Raw genomic sequence first — 17121 nt, 5'->3', positions numbered from 1 at the left:
ACACGCCAATGCCCACCAGCCGATCACGGGTCTGACCCCACTGAACGACCTCAGAACAGGGGCAAGCGCAGCAGCTGGGCCCAGAGTTCCTGACCGGCCGTGAGGCTGCCGAGCTCCGCCGGGATCTCCAGCAACAGATCGGCACCCTGGAGCGAACCGATGCGGGAGGAGGCCTGGGAGCCCTCCACCACCGCCAGGAGCTCACCGGCGGGACCCACCGTCAGGCGGGCCCGGGCCAGTTCCGGGCGTCCGGCACCACGCTTCAACGGCCCCGCCAGCCTGACCCGCAAGCGGGGCAACGGATCGGGCTCAGCACCCTCGAGCTGCTGCAGCGCCGGCCAGAGCAGCTGCAGCGCCGTGATCGCCGCTGCCACCGGATTGCCCGGCAGTCCGAAGAACGGCACGCTGCCGCCCCGGGCAGGACGCTGCAGTGTCCCGTAGGCAAAGGGCCGGCCCGGCTTGAGAAACAGCTTCCAGAAGGCCACCGAGCCAAGCTCCGCCAGCAGCGGCCGGATCCAGTCGGTGTCGCCGGCGGACACCCCGCCGGTGCTGACCACCACGTCGCAGCAGGCCGCCAGATCGGCCAGCGCCTGGCGCAGCGCGATCGGATCATCGCCCACCACCCGCCGCTCCAGCAGGGGGTAGCCAAGCCGCTGGCACAGGCTCGCCAGCAGGGTGCCGTTGCTCTCCCAGATCTGGCCGGGGCCGCGCGGTGTTCCCGCCGGCACCAGTTCATCGCCGCTCACCAGCAGACCCAGCCGCGGCCGGGGCGCGACGGCCAGCTCCGCCACGCCGCAGCCCGCCAGCCGGGCCAGATCGGCCGGCCCCAGCCGCTCACCGCAGGCCAGCAGCTGCTGGCCCGGTGCCGCCTCTTCCTCGGCGCTGCGGATCCAGGGGTTGGCACCGGGGGCCTGCAGCAAGCGCAGCTCGCCGGCCTCCACGACCACCAGCTCCTGGGGCAGCACCCGCACGGCGCCCTGCGGCAGGGGGGCACCAGTGAGGATGCGGATCGCCTCGTGGGGCTCCAAGGCCCGATCGAACGGAGCTCCCGCGGCGGAACGCCCCACCAGCGGCCAGCACTGGCCGGGTTCCGCCGTTGGGCTGGCGATCGCGTAGCCATCCAGGATCGAGGCCCGAAAGCCCGGCACCGCCGCCGGGGCGATCACCGCCGCGGCGCACACCCGCCCGAGACACTGCTCCAGGGGCAGGGTGCGGCAGCCGGCCAGGGGCTGCAGGCTCTCCAGCACCAGACGCCGCGCCTGCTCGAGGGGCAGGCCCTCGGGCGGGAAGGGATCGGCCGGCGTCGGCAGGCCGGCGGGAAGGGCAGACGACATCGGCGGCGGGGATGGGCTCAGGTGGGCGGAAAGGGCGACGTGGGCACCGGCGGCGGCCCGGCAGCGAGGCGCTCCACCACTACGGCCGTGCCATAACACAGAACTTCGGTGGCACCGGTGGCGCCGCTCTCCACCTCGGAGCCGTCGTAGCGGGTGCCCACGATGGCATTGGCGCCGAGCTGGCGGGCATGGGCCACCATCTGGTCGTAGGCCTGCTGGCGGGTCTGTTCACACATCTCGGTGTAGGCACCGATGCGGCCGCCGATCATCGACTTGAGGCCACCGAGAAAACCCTGGATCAGGGTGGGCGAGCGCACCACGATGCCGCGCACGATGCCCTTGTACTCACGAATCGCGTAACCCTCAATCGTGAAGGTGGTGGTCACGAAGACGGGCTTGACCATGACTGGGCGCGAGGGGGTGGCCGGGATCGAAGGGGCGCCCTCAGGACAGGGGGCGCGAGGTTCAGCCTGGGGCAGGGCTGACCGATGGGCGCTGCCAGGGGCCATGGCGTCCCCCTTCCTTGGTGAGAAGCCGCACCGGGCCGATCGTCATCGCCGGATCGGCGGATTTGAGCATGTCGTAGAGGGTGAGCAGCCCCACCTGCACGGCGGTGAGGGCCTCCATCTCCACGCCGGTGGGGGCGGTGGTGCGGGTCGTCGCCTCCAGCCGCAGGCCGCTGCCATCGGCGGCAGGTTCGATCCGCACCCCCACACCGCTCAGGGCGATCGGATGGCAGAGGGGGATCAGCTCCCAGGTGCGCTTGGCGGCCAGGATCGCCGCCACCCGTGCCACCGCCAGCACGTCGCCCTTGGGGGCCCGGCCCTCCAGCACCAGGGCCAGCACCGCCGGCTCCATGGCAAGAAAGCCTTCGGCCACGGCACGGCGATCGGTGGCGGGCCGATCACCCACCTCCACCATGTGCACCTCGCCGGCGGCGTTGAGGTGGCTCAGCGAGGGGATCGGCTCTGACGCGGATCGTGGAGCTGGAGTTGCGTTCAAGGCACCGAAAGCGCCACAGACTTGATCATGGCGCGCCTCAGCCAGCGTGATGCCGGGCCTCCCGGTGCATCCAGCTGATCCAGTCGGCGGAGATCTGCTGGGGGCAGACCGCCTCGCACTCCAGGGTGTTGCTGCAGCTGCCGAAGCCTTCGTCTGCCATGCGCTGCTGCAGGGCGCGGGCCCGCTGCCCTCGCTCCGGCTGGCCCTGGGGCAACTGGCCGAGGTGGGCCAGCTTGGCCGCCACGAAGAGGCTGGCGGAGGCGTTGCGGCAGCTGGCCACGCAGGCTCCGCAGCCGATGCAGGTGGCCGTGTCGAAGGCCGAGGCCGCCTGCTCGCGCCCGATCAGCATCGTGTTGGCCTCCGGCGCACTGCCGGTGTTCACGGAGCAGTAGCCCCCCGCCGCCAGGATCCGATCGAAGCCGGAGCGATCGACGCAGAGATCCTGCAGCACCGGAAAGGCCCTGGCCCGCCAGGGCTCGAGCACCAGCGTGGCGCCGTCGTCGATGTGGCGCAGATACAGCTGGCAGACCGTGGTGGCGGCGAGGGGTCCGTGGGCCTGGCCGTTCACCAGAAAGCCGCAGCTGCCGCAGATGCCTTCGCGGCAGTCGTGATCGAAGCCCACGGGCCTCTGGCCGGCGGCGATCAGCTGCTCATTGAGCTGATCGAGGGCCTCCAGCAGGGAGAGATCGGCAGACACTCCCTCGAGCCGATGGCTCTCGAAGCCCCCGGGAGCATCCGGGCCGGCCTGGCGCCAGATCCGCAGGGTGAGGCAGAGGGTGCGGCTCATCGGTAGTCACGCGCCTGGGGAACCACGGTGCTGAAGCGGAGGGGCTCAATGTGGCGCTGCGGCACGCTGCCCTGGCGATGCTCCCAGGCGGCGATGTGGGCGAAATGGGCGTCGTCACGCAGGGCTTCGCCGGTTTCGCTCTGGTGCTCCTCGCGGAAATGGGCCCCACAGGATTCCTCCCGGGCCAGGGCATCGCGCAGCATCAGATCAGCCAGGCCGAGGAAATCCTCCAGCCGCAGGGCCTTCTCCAGTTCGCCCTGGATGGGGGTATCCACCACGGGCAGGCGGAGATCGTCGTGGAAACGCCGCGTCAGCTGCGCCACCTCCTCCAGCCCGCGACGCAGGCCGTCGGCCTGGCGGCTGATGCCACAGACATCGAGCATCAACAGCCCCAGCTCGCGATGCAGCCCATCCACCGAGCTGCTGCCGCCGATCGCCGTGAGGTGATCGATCCGGGCGCGCACGGCCGCGATCGCCGCGCGGCAGGCCGGGTGCTCGGGCCCCACCTCCGGTTGGGGATGCCCCGCCAGCCAGGCCGTCACCGTGGCCGGGGCAATGACATAGCCATCCGCCAGGCCCTGCATCAGGGCGCTGGCCCCGAGCCGATTGGCACCATGCTCGGAGAAATTGGCCTCCCCCAGCACAAACAGACCGGGAATCGTGCTCATCAGGTGGTAGTCCACCCAGAGCCCGCCCATCGTGTAGTGGGGAGCGGGAGCGATGCGCAGCGGCCTGGCGAAGGGATCCTCGCCGGTGATGCGCGCATACATCTGCAGCAGGTTGCCGTAGCGGGCCTCGATCGCGGCCCGGCCATCACGGGCGATCGCCTCGGCCAGGTCGAGATACACCCCCTGGGCGCCGCCGGAGCCGCCATCGCCGGGGCCGACCCCCTGGCCGGCGAGAAAGCGTTCGCGCGCCCGGCGGGAGGCCACATCGCGGGGCACGAGATTGCCGTAGGTGGGGTAGTGACGTTCGAGGAAGTAGTCGCGCTCGGCCTCGGGAATCTCCGCCGGCGGCCGGTCGTCGCCGGGCCGCAGGGGCAGCCACACCCGCCCGTCGTTACGCAGGCTCTCGCTCATCAGGGTGAGCTTGCTCTGGAAGGCGCCGCCGCTGGGGATGCAGGTGGGGTGGACCTGGGTGAAGCAGGGGTTGGCGAACCAGGCGCCGCGGCGATGGGCGCACCAGAGCGCGGTGGCATTCGACTTCACCGCATTGGTGGAAAGGAAATAGACGTTGGAATAGCCACCACTGGCCAGCAGCACGGCGTGGGCGGTGTGGCACTCCAGGGCGCCACTGAGCTGGTGGCGGCACACCACGCCCCGGGCGACGCCGTCGACCGTGATCAGATCGAGCATGTCGCGCCGGCAGAGCAGGCGCACCCGACCGGCCTCCACCTGCCGCAGCAGGGCCTGAACGGCGCCATACAACAGCTGCTGGCCCGTCTGGCCGCGGGCATAGAAGGTGCGGCTGACCAGGGCACCGCCGAAGCTGCGGTTGGCGAGGGTGCCGCCGTACTCCCGGGCGAAGGGCACCCCCTGGGCGACGCAGTGGTCGATCAGGCGGCCGCTGATCTCCGCCAGGCGATGGCAGCCGGCCTCGCGAGCACGGAAGTCGCCTCCTTTGACCGTGTCGCGGAACAGCCGTTCGATGCTGTCGCCATCGCCGGCGTAATTCTTGGCGGCATTGATGCCCCCCTGGGCCGCCACCGAATGGGCCCTGCGGGGGCTGTCGTGATAGGTGACCACGTCCACCGCGTAGCCCTGCTCCGCCAGGGTGGCGGCGGCCGAGGCCCCCGCCAGGCCGCTGCCCACCACCAGCACCCGCAGACCCCGTTTGTTGGCCGGGCTGATCCGTGGCAGATCCAGCAGGGTGCGCTCCCAGGCCGTGGCCAGCGGCCCCGCCGGCAGGCACGGATCCAGCCGGAGATCGTCAGGGGAGGCGTTCGCCATGGGGGCTGCCGTCATCGGCCCACCCCCTGCAGCACCAGCGCCAGCGGCAGCAGCGTGAAGCCGCCCCCCAGCAGCAGCGCCAGCCACCGACCGGCCATGCGGATGGGACCGGCGTTGGCGGGATCGAGCCAGCCGAGGCTGCGATGGGCGCTCTCGACGCCATGCAGCAGATGCAGGCCCGCCGCCGCACCGGCCGCCCCGTAGAGCAGCAGCACGCCGGGGTTCGCAAGCACGGCCCGCAGGGCCGCGAGCTCCGCCGCGGCCGGTGGACGGTGCCAGCGCAACTGCAGCAGATGCACCACCAGGAACAGCAGCAGCAGGGCGCCACTCCAGGGTGCAATGCGGGCCGCCAGGGCCGCGAGGGCCTCCGCGGGCCCGGCGGCGGCCCGGCGACTGCGCAGAACCAGGGGCCGCTGCGCACCGGCGGCGCGGGCGTTGCGGCTCACCCGCAGGAGCGCCGCCAGGCCATGGCCGAGCCCGACCGCCGCCAGGGCCAGCTCCAGCGGCGGCAACCACCAGGCGCTGTGCAGAACGGCCACCAGCCGGCCGAAGGCGTCCGGATCGATCAGGGCCACCCCCACACCCGCCAGGTGCAGCACCAGGAAGAGCACCAAGGCCAGGCCGAGCACGGCGATCATCGGCCGGATGGCCGCCCCCTCGGCTCCTGCGTCCATGGATGGCGCGGCGACAGCGACCCCCATGGTGGCGCCCAGCGCGCCTCCCTTGCAGAGGGCCATGGGAATGTGAGGACCCCCCTGGGCCCCTCGCCGTGCGCTGGACGCGCCCCTCCACCCTCCTGTGCGTCTTCATCACCCTGCTCAACGACCGGCTGGGCGAGAGCATCGTGTTTCCGCTGCTGCCCTACCTGCTGGCGGGGATCACCAATGACGGACGGGTGCTGGGGCTGCTGGCCGGAAGTTATGCCCTGGCCCAGTTCGGCTTCACACCGCTGATCGGCGCCCTGAGCGACCGCTACGGCCGCAGGCCGGTGATCATGGTCTGCGTGACGGGCTCCCTGCTGGGGCTGAGCCTGTTTGCCCTCACCCTGGCCTTGCCCTGGGCCAGCCTCTGGCCAGCGGCGGCGGCGGCCGGCTGGCCCCTGGGGCTGTTGTTCGCGGCGCGGCTGATCGATGGGGTGAGCGGCGGCACCGCCGCCACCGCCGCTGCGGTGCTGGCGGACATCTCGGCACCGGAACAGCGGGCCAAGGCCTTCGGGCTGATCGGGGTGGCCTTCGGGCTGGGCTTCATCCTCGGACCGGCGCTGGGGGGCGCCCTGGCCGGGATCACCATCACCCTGCCGTTGCTGCTGGCCGTGGCGATCGCCGCCCTCAACCTGGTGCTGGTGGTCCTGCTGCTGCCCGAAACCCATCCGCCAGAGGCCCGATCACCCCTGCCGCGCAAGCGCGATCTGCAACCCTTCGCCCAGCTGGCGCGGGTGCTCGCCAACCCGCAGGTGCGTCGCCTGAGTGCGGCCTTCTTCCTGTTTTTTCTGGCCTTCAACGGCTTCACGGCCGTGCTGGTGCTCTATTTCAAGCAGGCCTTCGGCTGGGGACCCACCACCTCGGCGCTGGCCTTCCTGGTGGTGGGTGTGGTGGCCACCCTGGTGCAGGGCGGCCTGATCGGACCGCTGGTGCAGCGCTTCGGTGAATGGCGCCTCACTCTGGCGGGCATCGGCTTGGTGATCGTGGGGTTTCTGCTGATCCTGCTGACCACGGTCGGCAACGCCCAGCCGCAGGTGTTCATCGCCCTGGCGATCCTGGCCACCGGCACCGGTCTGGTCACCCCCAGCCTGCGCAGCCTCGTCTCCCGCCGGCTCGATGAGGCTGGTCAGGGAGCCGCCCTGGGCAGCCTCCAGGGCCTGCAGAGCCTCACCGGCTTCGTGGGGCCTCCGCTGGCGGGCCTGGCCTACGAAACCGTGGGGCAGCAAAGCCCCTTCTGGTTCGGCACCGTGTTGATGGTGGGGGTGGCCCTGCTGGTGGCCGGGGGGCTGCCCGGTCAAGCAACGGCGTCACCGGGAGCAACGGAGTGAGATTGCTACGTTGCCGGAGAGGAACCGGCAGCGTGCGTCGCGTCAGCACCGCCGACAGCAGAACACCATGGGCGAGCCCGCCGTCGCTGCCGAGCTCTACATCAACCGCGAGCTGAGCTGGATCGATTTCAATCGGCGCGTGCTGGCCCAGGCGCTGAATGAACACACCCCGCTGCTGGAGCAGGCCAAGTTCAGCGCCATCTTCAGCAACAACCTCGATGAGTTCTTCATGGTGCGGGTGGCGTCGCTGAAGTCGCAACTCGAAGCCGGAGTCACCAGCCTCAGCGACGATGGCCGCACACCCCTGCAGCAGCTGGAGGCGATTCAGGCCAAACTCCGCCCTCTGCTGGATCTGCAGCAGCAGCACTACCGTCATTCGCTCAAGAACCAGCTGACCGAGTACGGCGTCCATCTGATCGATTACGCCAACCTCAGCAACCGCCAGCGGCAGTGGGTGGATCACACCTTTCAGACCGCCATCTTCCCGGTTCTGACCCCCCTGGCGGTGGATCCGGCCCATCCCTTCCCGTTCGTGAGCAACCTCAGCCTCAACGTGGCGGCCCTGGTGCGCGACCCAGACACGGGCCAGCAGCAGTTCGCGCGGGTCAAGGTTCCCCAGAAGATCCTGCCCCGCTTCGTGGAGATCCCCAGCGATCTGAGCGGCAAGCGGCCCAAGCCGGTGTTCACCGCGGTGCCGCTGGAGCAGGTGGTGGCCTTCAACCTGCAACTGCTGTTCCCGGGCATGACGATCGAGGGGCACTACTTCTTCCGAGTCACCCGCGACGCTGACCTGGAGCTGCGCGACCTTGAGGCCGACGACCTGATGGAGGCCCTGCAGGAGGGCCTGCGCAAGCGGCGCAAGGGCGGCGAGGTGGTGCGGCTTGAGGTGGCCGACGAAATGCCCGATGACGTGATCCACGTGCTCATGGAAGGGATGAACGTGGAGGCGCAGGACCTCTACCGCGTCAACGGTCCACTCGGCCTCGATGACCTGATGAGCCTGCTGGCGATCCCCTTGCCCCAGCTGAAAGACAAGCCCTTCCAGGGCCGCACCGTGCCGGCGCTGGCGCGGGCGCAGCGCAGCCATCTGGACGACGGCTCGCTGAAGGAGGAGGACTTCCAGAGCATCTTCGCGACGATTCGCCAGGGCGATGTGCTGCTGCACCATCCCTATGACCTGTTCGCCACCTCGGTCGAGGAGTTCCTCAACCAGGCCGCCGACGACCCGTCGGTGCTGGCGATCAAGATGACGCTCTATCGCACGTCAAAGGATTCGGCGGTGGTGGCCGCCCTGATCCGGGCGGCAGAGAACGGCAAGCAGGTGATGGCCCTGGTGGAACTCAAGGCCCGCTTCGATGAAGACAACAACATCCAGTGGGCCCGGCGGCTGGAACGCTCCGGCGTGCATGTGGTGTACGGGGTGCTCGGTCTGAAGACACACACCAAGATCCTGCTGGTGGTGCGCAAGGAGAAGCAGATTCTGCGCAGTTATGTGCATATCGGCACCGGCAACTACAACTCCCGCACCTCCAGCCTCTACACCGACGTGGGACTGCTGACCTCCCACACCGATTTCGGCCAGGACCTGGTGGAGCTGTTCAATTACCTCACCGGCTTCTCGAAACAACAGAGTTTCCGCAAGTTGCTGGTGGCGCCGGTCACCCTGCGCAAGGGCATGGAGGCGCTGATCCGCCGCGAGATTGACCTCGCCAAGGCTGGCCAGGGTGGTCACATCCGGGCCAAGATGAATGCGCTGGTTGATCCGGCGATCATTGGCCTGCTCTACGAAGCCTCCCAGGCCGGTGTGAAAATCGAGCTGGTGATCCGTGGCATGTGCTGCCTCAGGCCCGGAGTGGAGGGCATCAGCGAGAACATCCAGGTGGTGAGCGTGATCGGTCGTTTTCTCGAACACTCGCGCCTGTTCTGGTTTGCCAATGGCGGCAACCCTGAGATGTACTTCGGCAGCGCCGACTGGATGCCCCGCAACCTGGATCGACGGGTCGAAGCGGTGGCGCCGGTGGAAGACGCTCGGCTGCGCGGGCAGCTGGAGGATCTGCTGGAGCTCTATCTGGGCGACACGGGCGCCTGGCACATGCGCAGCGATGGCAGCTTTGAGCAGTTGCAGCCGGAAGGGGATGGTCTCCAGACCCAGGAGACTCTGATCCGGCTCTGGCGCGGCGGCCTCAGCTCTGCACGTTGAAGCGAAACAGCAACATCCGTTACACAAGCACCACCCTGTCGTTGTCTTGCTTACAGGATGTCTTTCGTTTACATTCCTCATCCCAGCAATAACGCTGCTACATTCCGGACACCAACTCACGGAGGCCGGGGTGATGAGTACGCCTCAGCGTTCCGCTCATGACGTAATCGCCAACACCGAGAACGTCAGCGGGCGCCGCACACCAAGCAAATCTGCCAGTGCTGCCAAGCAGGCTGTCGGCCGCATCAGCGCCGACACGATCGGCTGGTACCTGAGCACGATCGGCCGTGTGCCACTGCTCACACCGGCTGAAGAAATTGAGCTGGCCCATCACTTGCAACAGGGCAAGCGTCTGCTGGAGCTGCCTGCTGACACCCTCACGACCCAGCAGCGCCGCCAGATCCGCATGGGCCAGCGGGCGAGGGACCGGATGATGGCCGCCAACCTGCGCCTGGTGGTGAGCGTGGCGAAGAAATATCAGAACCAGGGGTTGGAGCTGCTCGACCTGGTCCAGGAAGGCGCGATCGGACTGGAGCGGGCTGTCGACAAATTCGACCCCGCCATGGGCTACAAATTCTCCACCTATGCCTACTGGTGGATCCGCCAGGGCATGACCCGCGCGATTGACAACAGCGCCCGCACGATCCGGTTGCCGATCCACGTCAGCGAGAAACTCTCGAAGATGCGGCGGATCTCGCGCGAGCTCTCCCACCGGCTCGGCCGTCAGCCCAACCGGCTGGAGCTGGCCCATGCCATGGGCATCCCTCCGAACGAACTCGAAGACCTCGTCTCGCAGAGCGCCCCCTGCGCCTCCCTCGACGCCCACGCCCGTGGCGACGAAGACCGCAGCACCCTGGGGGAACTGATCGCCGATCCGGCCAGCGGGGCGCACATCGAATCGATGGACCGCCTGTTCCAGAAGGAGCACCTCGGCACCTGGCTGGCCCAGCTGAACGAACGCGAGCGCCGCATCCTGCAGATGCGGTTTGGCCTGGAGGGCACCGAACCCCAGACCCTCGCCGAGATCGGCCGCCAGATCAACGTCTCCCGCGAGCGGGTGCGGCAGCTTGAAACCAAGGCGATCATGAAGCTGCGGCTGATGAGCAACCGCACCACCTACGGACAGCAGGCTGCCTGAGCACGACCCTTCCGGTGGACAACTGGGCCCTGAGCCAGCTGGTCGGCATCGGCGTCCTGGCCCTCTGGCTCGGCCTGCTGGCAGGAGCCGCCACGGCAATGGCGAAGCGCTGGCCGGAGCAACGTGAGTGGCGCCGCAAGGTCGTGCATGTGGGCTGCGGTCCGGTGATCCTGCTGGCCTGGTGGCTGGGGATCGACCGCAACATTGCCATCGGCCTGGCTGGGCTGATCACCGCCCTGGCCGCTCTCAATCACCGCCTGCGGGTGCTGCCCGCCATCGAAGACGTGGGCCGCGCCAGTTACGGCACCGTGGCCTACGGAGCCGCTGTCACCCTGCTGCTGTGGTTGTACTGGCCGGATCAGGCCGCTGCCGTGGCAGCGGGCGTGCTGGTGATGGCCTGGGGGGATGGCCTGGCGGGCCTGGTGGGTGTCTCGGTCGCCTCGCCCAGCTGGCGTCTCTGGGGCCAGCGCAAATCCGTGGCGGGCACCAGCGCCATGGCCGCCGCCAGCCTCAGCGTGCTGCTGTTGCTGCAGGCCTTCTCGGCAGTGCCCAGCCCGGCCGTCGGCGGCGCCACGACCTGGCTGGTCCCCATCGGCATCGCCCTGGTGGCCTGCCTGCTGGAGCAGGCGGCCCTGCTCGGCCTCGACAACCTCACGGTGCCCCTGGCCGTGGGCTGGCTCTGGAGCCTCTGCTACCCCGGAGCCAGCCTGTAGCCGCCGAGCCCTCAGGCCTGCAGCAAGTGCTCACAGCGGCATTCCCAGTCGCGCTGCGTGCCCAGTCCGGCAACCACCATCCGATCCGCCGGCTCCTCCCGCAGCCGCAGCTGCCACTGGCGGATCACATCAGCCCGCTCGATCCACTCATCCAGCACGGTGCGCTCGATCAGCGCCGGATCCCAGCAGCGGCCACGGGCGGTGTCCACGGCCCAGGCGAGCAGGTCGTCGAGCTGGAAGGGGCGGAAGCCCCCGAAGGCCGGCCCTGCCGTCTGCTCCAGATAGAAGAGCTGGAGAGGGTCGGTCAGGCCACAGAACTGCAGGAGATAGCTCATCACGGAACTCCTGAATCACACGAGGAGTCCAAACGTACCGAGATCCAAGAGATCGCATGTCCACAAGGAACATTTCGATGGAATCATCATACTTTGGCACTCGCAATCCTTGAGTGCCAATTAGCAGGATTCAGGTCGTCATGCCGCCGCCAGCTGCCGATCACAGGCCTGGCGCACCGCAGCGGCGAGATGGTCGAGCAACTGCCGCGTGGTGGCCAGATCGATGCAGGCATCGGTGATGCTCTGGCCGTAGGCGAGCTGGCTGAGGTCCTTGGGGATCTTCTGACTGCCCGCCACCAGATGACTTTCCAGCATCACGCCCATCACCCGCCGGGAGCCCTGGCGCAGCTGCTCGGCCACCTGCTCCAGCACCTCGCCCTGACGGCGGTAGTCCTTGTTGGAATTGCCGTGGCTGCAATCCACCATCAGCCGGGCCGGCAGGTTCTCCTTCTCCAGGGAGAGGGAGGCCGCCTCAATCGCTTCGCGGTGGTAGTTGGTGCCGGTCTTGCCGCCGCGCAGCACCAGATGACCATCGGGATTACCGGTGGTGGTCACGATCGAGGCCTGCCCCTCGCTGTTGATGCCCAGGAAATGGTGCGGCCGCGCCGCCGCCTGCATGGCATGGATGGCGGTGGTGGCACTGCCATCGGTGCCGTTCTTGAAGCCGATCGGCATCGACAGTCCCGAGGCCATCTCCCGGTGGGTCTGGCTTTCGGTGGTGCGGGCGCCGATGGCGGTCCAGCTGATCAGGTCGGCGATGTACTGGGGCACCACCGGATCGAGCAGCTCGGTGGCGGCCGGCAGTCCCATCTCAGCGAGGTGGAGCAGCAGGGTGCGGGCGCGGCGCAGGCCGGTGTTGATGTCGTAGCTGCCGTCGAGATGGGGATCGTTGATCAACCCCTTCCAGCCCACGGTGGTGCGGGGCTTCTCGAAATAGACCCGCATCACCACCTCCAGCTCGCCGCGGTGGCGCTGGCGCAGCTCCTGAATCGCCGCGGCGTACTCCTGGGCCGCGGCCACATCGTGCACCGAGCACGGACCCACGATCACCAGCATGCGGGCATCGTCGCCGCGCAGGATCGCCTTGATGCGCTCGCGGGCCTGCTGCACCGTGGCGGAAGAGGTCTCCGTGATCGGCAGATCCCGGTGCAGCAGTGCCGGTGGAACGAGGGGCCGGGTCTCCACCACGTGCAGATCGGAGGTGGCTGTCATGAACCCTGGGCTGCTCGTCTGGCGCCGCGGAACGGACTTCACCCTAGTCATCGGCTTCCGCGGGCCGTTCGGAGTGAACCTTTGGCAACGGTCGCCACCAACAGCCGGCCGGGCTGGCAAGAACAATGGAAGGCAGAAGCCGAAACCCCTGGGATGACCGTTGCCAGCTCGAGCCCTGCCAGCTCCTCCCCCGATCCGGCCAGTGTCCTCAGCAGCTACCGCGCCGCCGCGGCGGAACGGCAGGCCCTGGGGGTGCCGCCCCTGCCCCTGAACGCCGCCGAGACCCAGGCCCTCACCGAGCTGCTGGCGGCACCGCCAGCCGGGGAGGAGGCCTTTCTGCTGCACCTGCTCAGCGAGCGCATCCCGCCGGGGGTGGATGAGGCGGCCTACGTGAAGGCCGGCTGGCTGAGCGGCGTGGCCCAGGGCAGCGTCAGCAGCCCCCTGGTGAGCCCGGTGGAAGCCGTGCAGCTGCTGGCCACCATGATCGGCGGCTACAACGTGGGCGCCCTGATCGAACTGCTCAGCAGCGACGACAGCACCATCGCCGAGACAGCGGCCGAGGGCCTCAGCCGCACCCTGCTGGTCTACGACGCCTACCACGACGTTTTCGAGCTGGCCGAGCGCAACTCCTACGCCAGGCGGGTGATCGACAGCTGGGCCGCCGCCGAGTGGTTCACCGCCAAGCCCGAGCTGCCGGCCGAGATCACCGTGACGGTGTTCAAGGTGGAGGGCGAAACCAACACCGACGACCTCTCCCCCGCCACCCACGCCACCACCCGGCCGGACATCCCCCTGCACGCCATGGCGATGCTGGAGACCCGCATGCCCGGCGGCCTGGAGCTGATCGCCGAGCTCAAGACCAAGGGCCACCCGGTGGCCTACGTGGGCGATGTGGTGGGCACCGGCAGCTCCCGCAAATCCGCCATCAACTCGGTGCTCTGGCACACCGGCACCGACATCCCCCATGTGCCCAACAAACGCAGCGGCGGCGTGGTGCTGGGCAGCAAGATCGCGCCGATCTTCTTCAACACGGCTGAAGACTCCGGCGCCCTGCCGATCGAGTGCGACGTGACCGCCCTCAACTCCGGCGATGTGATCACGATCCGCCCCTATGCCGGCACGATCGAGCGGGCGGCCGGTGAAGCCAACGCCGGCGAGATCGTGGCCCGCTTCGAGCTCAAGCCCAGCACGATCACCGACGAGGTGCGGGCCGGCGGCCGCATCCCCCTGATGATCGGCCGCTCCCTGACCGACAAGGTGCGCGCCCAGCTGGGCCTGCCCGCCTCGGATCTGTTCATCCGGCCGGTGGCCCCGGCCGACACCGGCAAGGGCTTCACCCTGGCCCAGAAGATGGTGGGCAAGGCCTGTGGCCTGGCGGGCGTGCGGCCGGGCACCAGCTGCGAGCCGCTGATGACCACCGTGGGCTCCCAGGACACCACCGGGCCCATGACCCGCGACGAGATGAAGGAGCTGGCCTGCCTCGGCTTCTCGGCGGATCTGGTGATGCAGAGCTTCTGCCACACCGCCGCCTATCCCAAGCCGGTGGACCTCAGGACCCACGCCGAACTGCCCGACTTCATGGCCTCCCGCGGCGGCGTGGCGCTGCGACCCGGCGACGGCATCATCCACAGCTGGCTCAACCGCATGCTGCTGCCCGACACCGTGGGCACCGGCGGCGACAGCCACACCCGCTTCCCCCTGGGCATCTCCTTCCCGGCCGGCTCGGGCCTGGTGGCCTTCGCCGCCGCCATCGGCGCCATGCCGCTCGACATGCCCGAATCGGTGCTGGTGAGATTTTCAGGTTCCCTGCAGCCGGGCGTGACCCTGCGCGATGTGGTGAACGCGATTCCCTACGTGGCGATCCAGCAGGGGCTGCTCACGGTGGCCAAGGAGGGCAAGAAGAACGTGTTCAACGGCCGGATCATGGAGATCGAGGGCCTGCCCGATCTCAAGCTGGAGCAGGCTTTTGAACTGACGGATGCGACCGCCGAACGTTCCTGCGCCGGCAGCACCATCAAGCTCAGCGTGGAAACGGTGAGCGAATACCTGCGCAGCAACGTGGCTCTGCTGAAGAACATGATCGCCCGCGGCTACGGCGATGCCCGCACCCTGGCCCGCCGGATCCAGGCGATGGAGGCCTGGCTGGCCAAGCCGGTGCTGATGGAGGCCGATGCCGATGCGGAGTACGCCGCCGTGATCGAAATCGACCTCGATGCGATCACCGAACCGATCCTGGCCTGCCCCAACGACCCCGACAACGTCAAGACGCTCTCGGAGGTGGCGGGCGCGCCGATCGATGAGGTGTTCATCGGCTCCTGCATGACCAACATCGGCCACTACCGGGCCGCCGCCACGGTGCTGGAGGGCCAGGGCGCCAATGCCGCCCGCCTCTGGGTCTGCCCCCCCACCCGCATGGACGAGGAGATGCTCAGGCAGGAGGGCTACTACGCGATCTTCGAGGCGGCCGGCAGCCGCATGGAGATGCCGGGCTGCTCGCTGTGCATGGGCAACCAGGCCCGGGTGGAAGACGACACCACCGTGTTCTCCACCAGCACCCGCAACTTCAACAACCGCCTCGGCAACGGTGCGCAGGTGTACCTGGGCAGCGCCGAACTGGCGGCGGTGTGCGCCCAGCTGGGCCGCATCCCCACCAAGGAGGACTACCTGGCGATCGCCGCCGAGAAGATCGACCCCAACGGCGCCACGCTCTACCGCTACCTCAACTTCGACCAGATCGAGGGCTTCGAAGACCAGGGCCGCGTGGTGAGCAGCGAGGAGGAGGCCAAGGTGCTGGCAGGAGTTTGATTCCACCCATCGAGGCCCTGCGGTCCCTGCGGCTGAGGGCCTTCCACTTCGACAGGGACAGCTGGCAATCCACCCGGAGCATCCGCAGGCTCATCGAGGAGCGCTGGTGGGCTGTGGCCCTGGCGTTGCTGCTCACCGGCTTCAGTGCCGCCGCCGCCGCCCTGCTGTTCAAGACCGGCGTGGGCTGGCTGGGCACCTGGCGACTGAGGCTGCTGGAGATGGCTCCCGCAGCCCTGGTGCTGCCCCTGATGGGCGGGCTGGGGAGTCTGGTCTCGGCGCTGCTGATCCGGGAGCTGGCCCCCACGGCCGCGGGATCGGGGATCACCCAGGTGATGGTCTTCCTCAAGGGACGTCCCATGCCGATGGGCTTCCGCGTGGCAATGGTGAAGCTGGTGGCGGGGATCCTGGCCATCGGCTCGGGCTTTCCGCTCGGTCCCGAAGGACCCTCGGTACAGATGGGGGGATCGGTGGCCTGGCGGCTGGCCAAGGTGCTGCGGGCCCCTGCGGCCTTCCTGAGGGTGATCGTGGCCGCCGGCGGCGGGGCGGGCATCGCGGCCGTGTTTCACGCTCCGATCGGCGGCTTCTTCTACGCCGTGGAAGAACTGCTGCGCGGTGCCCGGCCGGTGGTGCTCCTGCTGGTGCTGGTCACCACCTTCCTGGCCGACACCTGGGCCGATGTGATGGGACTGACGGCCCTGGGTCTTCAGTCCAGCGGTCTGAACGTCAAGGGCTTCCTGCTGGACAGGGAATTCACCCCCATGCTCCGGTTCCTGCCCGTGGATCTGCTCTACCTGATCGCGCTCGGGATCGTGGTGGGTCTGCTGGCAGAGCTCTACTGCCGCTACGTGATCCGCATGCAGTGGCTGAGCCACCGCTGGTTCGCCCCGCATCTGGTGAGCCGCATGGTGATCGCCGGGGTTCTCCTCGGCCTGGTGTATGCCTGCCTGCCGCCGGAATTCCGCAACAATGCCGGCCTGCAGCAGGCCGTGGCTGAGGGCCATGTGGAAATCGGCACGGCGCTGGGGATCTTCGTCCTGCTGTTCTTCAGCACGGGTCTTTCCGCAGCGTCCGGAGCTCCCGGGGGCCTGTTCGCGCCGATGCTCACCCTGGGGGCCACCATCGGCCTGGCCTGCGGGGGCCTGGCCGAGCACCTCACCGGCCACGTGCCCACCACCTTCGTGTTCGCGGGCATGGGGGCCTTTGTGGCGGGCTGCTCCCGCACGCCGATCACCGCCGTGTTCCTCGCCTTCGCCCTCACCAAAGACCTGCTGATCCTCAAGCCGATCCTGGTGGCCTGCCTGGCCAGCTTCCTGGTGACCCAGGTCCTGCATGGACAATCGATCTACGAACGCCAGATCGAGCTGCTGCGGGCCTTCGACGCCAACGGAAAAGGGACAGCGGCGGCTCACCACTCAATCGCTGAGCCGAGCAATTCGTCGACCTGATCGTGGCTGGGAATATCCAGTCCGGCCGGGCCCTCTGGCGCGAGCGTTGATGGACTTCATGAGCCGGCCTGATGTTCAGTGATGACGCGACAGGATCCAACCTCAAGGATTTTTCCCTGATGGATGCCGGCAACAATGCCATCATCCTACGAGCCTCCGTCATCACGATTGC

14 protein-coding genes are annotated in these 17121 nt (G+C 68.6%); 6 read left to right on the top strand and 8 right to left on the bottom strand.

Annotated features, from left to right (window positions below; translation table 11 throughout):
• Nucleotides 1–50: 50 nt before the first annotated feature.
• The 6 genes from H8F24_RS05655 to H8F24_RS05630 all read right to left on the bottom strand — a co-directional run bounded on the left by H8F24_RS05655 (nt 51) and on the right by H8F24_RS05630 (nt 5809).
• Nucleotides 51–1334 (bottom strand): molybdopterin molybdotransferase MoeA, encoded by a 1284-nt coding sequence (locus H8F24_RS05655; protein WP_231598129.1) that lies wholly within the window; start codon nt 1332–1334, stop codon nt 51–53.
• A gap of 17 nt (nt 1335–1351) precedes the next feature.
• Nucleotides 1352–1738, bottom strand: a complete 387-nt coding sequence (locus tag H8F24_RS05650) for a YbjQ family protein (protein WP_197157738.1) — start codon at nt 1736–1738, stop codon at nt 1352–1354.
• Between the two features lie 61 nt (nt 1739–1799).
• Complete coding sequence (gene moaC, locus H8F24_RS05645; RefSeq protein ID WP_197172036.1) at nt 1800–2255, bottom strand: cyclic pyranopterin monophosphate synthase MoaC; 456 nt, start codon at nt 2253–2255, stop codon at nt 1800–1802.
• Nucleotides 2256–2373: 118 nt separating this feature from the next.
• Nucleotides 2374–3123 carry a succinate dehydrogenase/fumarate reductase iron-sulfur subunit gene (locus H8F24_RS05640; protein ID WP_197157740.1) on the bottom strand — a complete coding sequence of 250 codons (750 nt, stop codon included), beginning with the start codon at nt 3121–3123 and terminating at the stop codon, nt 2374–2376.
• Entirely contained in the window at nt 3120–5087 is a 1968-nt protein-coding gene (locus H8F24_RS05635; RefSeq protein ID WP_231598128.1) for a fumarate reductase/succinate dehydrogenase flavoprotein subunit, read from the bottom strand. The genes H8F24_RS05640 and H8F24_RS05635 overlap by 4 nt, the downstream gene beginning before the upstream one ends.
• Nucleotides 5084–5809, bottom strand: coding sequence for a succinate dehydrogenase (locus tag H8F24_RS05630; RefSeq protein ID WP_231598127.1), 726 nt, complete (start codon nt 5807–5809; stop codon nt 5084–5086). The genes H8F24_RS05635 and H8F24_RS05630 overlap by 4 nt, the downstream gene beginning before the upstream one ends.
• Nucleotides 5810–5841: 32 nt before the next feature.
• Here H8F24_RS05630 and H8F24_RS05625 point away from each other — a divergent pair, with 32 nt between their 5' ends.
• The 4 genes from H8F24_RS05625 to H8F24_RS05610 all read left to right on the top strand — a co-directional run bounded on the left by H8F24_RS05625 (nt 5842) and on the right by H8F24_RS05610 (nt 11152).
• Nucleotides 5842–7101, top strand: a complete 1260-nt coding sequence (locus tag H8F24_RS05625; protein ID WP_231598126.1) for an MFS transporter — start codon at nt 5842–5844, stop codon at nt 7099–7101.
• Nucleotides 7102–7168: 67 nt separating this feature from the next.
• Nucleotides 7169–9301, top strand: a complete 2133-nt coding sequence (ppk1, locus tag H8F24_RS05620; protein ID WP_197157746.1) for a polyphosphate kinase 1 — start codon at nt 7169–7171, stop codon at nt 9299–9301.
• Nucleotides 9302–9434: 133 nt separating this feature from the next.
• Nucleotides 9435–10439, top strand: a complete 1005-nt coding sequence (locus H8F24_RS05615) for a sigma-70 family RNA polymerase sigma factor (RefSeq protein ID WP_197171336.1) — start codon at nt 9435–9437, stop codon at nt 10437–10439.
• A 14-nt stretch (nt 10440–10453) separates the two neighbouring features.
• Nucleotides 10454–11152 (top strand): diacylglycerol/polyprenol kinase family protein, encoded by a 699-nt coding sequence (locus H8F24_RS05610; protein ID WP_231598125.1) that lies wholly within the window; start codon nt 10454–10456, stop codon nt 11150–11152.
• Between the two features lie 11 nt (nt 11153–11163).
• On the opposite strand, the gene H8F24_RS05605 is transcribed toward H8F24_RS05610, so the two are convergent.
• Together H8F24_RS05605 and H8F24_RS05600 are read right to left on the bottom strand one after the other, a co-directional pair.
• Nucleotides 11164–11487 carry a hypothetical protein gene (locus H8F24_RS05605; protein WP_197157750.1) on the bottom strand — a complete coding sequence of 108 codons (324 nt, stop codon included), beginning with the start codon at nt 11485–11487 and terminating at the stop codon, nt 11164–11166.
• 138 nt (nt 11488–11625) lie between these two features.
• The gene (locus tag H8F24_RS05600) at nt 11626–12699 is read right to left on the bottom strand and encodes a 3-deoxy-7-phosphoheptulonate synthase (RefSeq protein WP_197171335.1); all 1074 of its coding nucleotides are present in this window, start codon (nt 12697–12699) and stop codon (nt 11626–11628) included.
• 153 nt (nt 12700–12852) lie between these two features.
• On the opposite strand from H8F24_RS05600, the gene acnB reads away from it, so the two are divergent.
• A complete protein-coding gene (acnB, locus tag H8F24_RS05595; RefSeq protein WP_197171333.1) occupies nt 12853–15504 on the top strand; it encodes a bifunctional aconitate hydratase 2/2-methylisocitrate dehydratase in 2652 nt (883 codons plus the stop codon).
• Between the two features lie 26 nt (nt 15505–15530).
• Nucleotides 15531–16949: a ClC family H(+)/Cl(-) exchange transporter gene (locus H8F24_RS05590; protein WP_197172031.1), complete on the top strand. Its 1419-nt coding sequence runs from the start codon at nt 15531–15533 to the stop codon at nt 16947–16949.
• The last annotated feature ends 172 nt before the right edge of the window (nt 16950–17121 follow it).

It is taken from the genome of Synechococcus sp. CBW1002 (assembly GCF_015840915.1).
In the GTDB taxonomy this organism is placed as follows: domain Bacteria; phylum Cyanobacteriota; class Cyanobacteriia; order PCC-6307; family Cyanobiaceae; genus CBW1002.
This window is presented reverse-complemented; position numbering and strand designations above follow the sequence as displayed.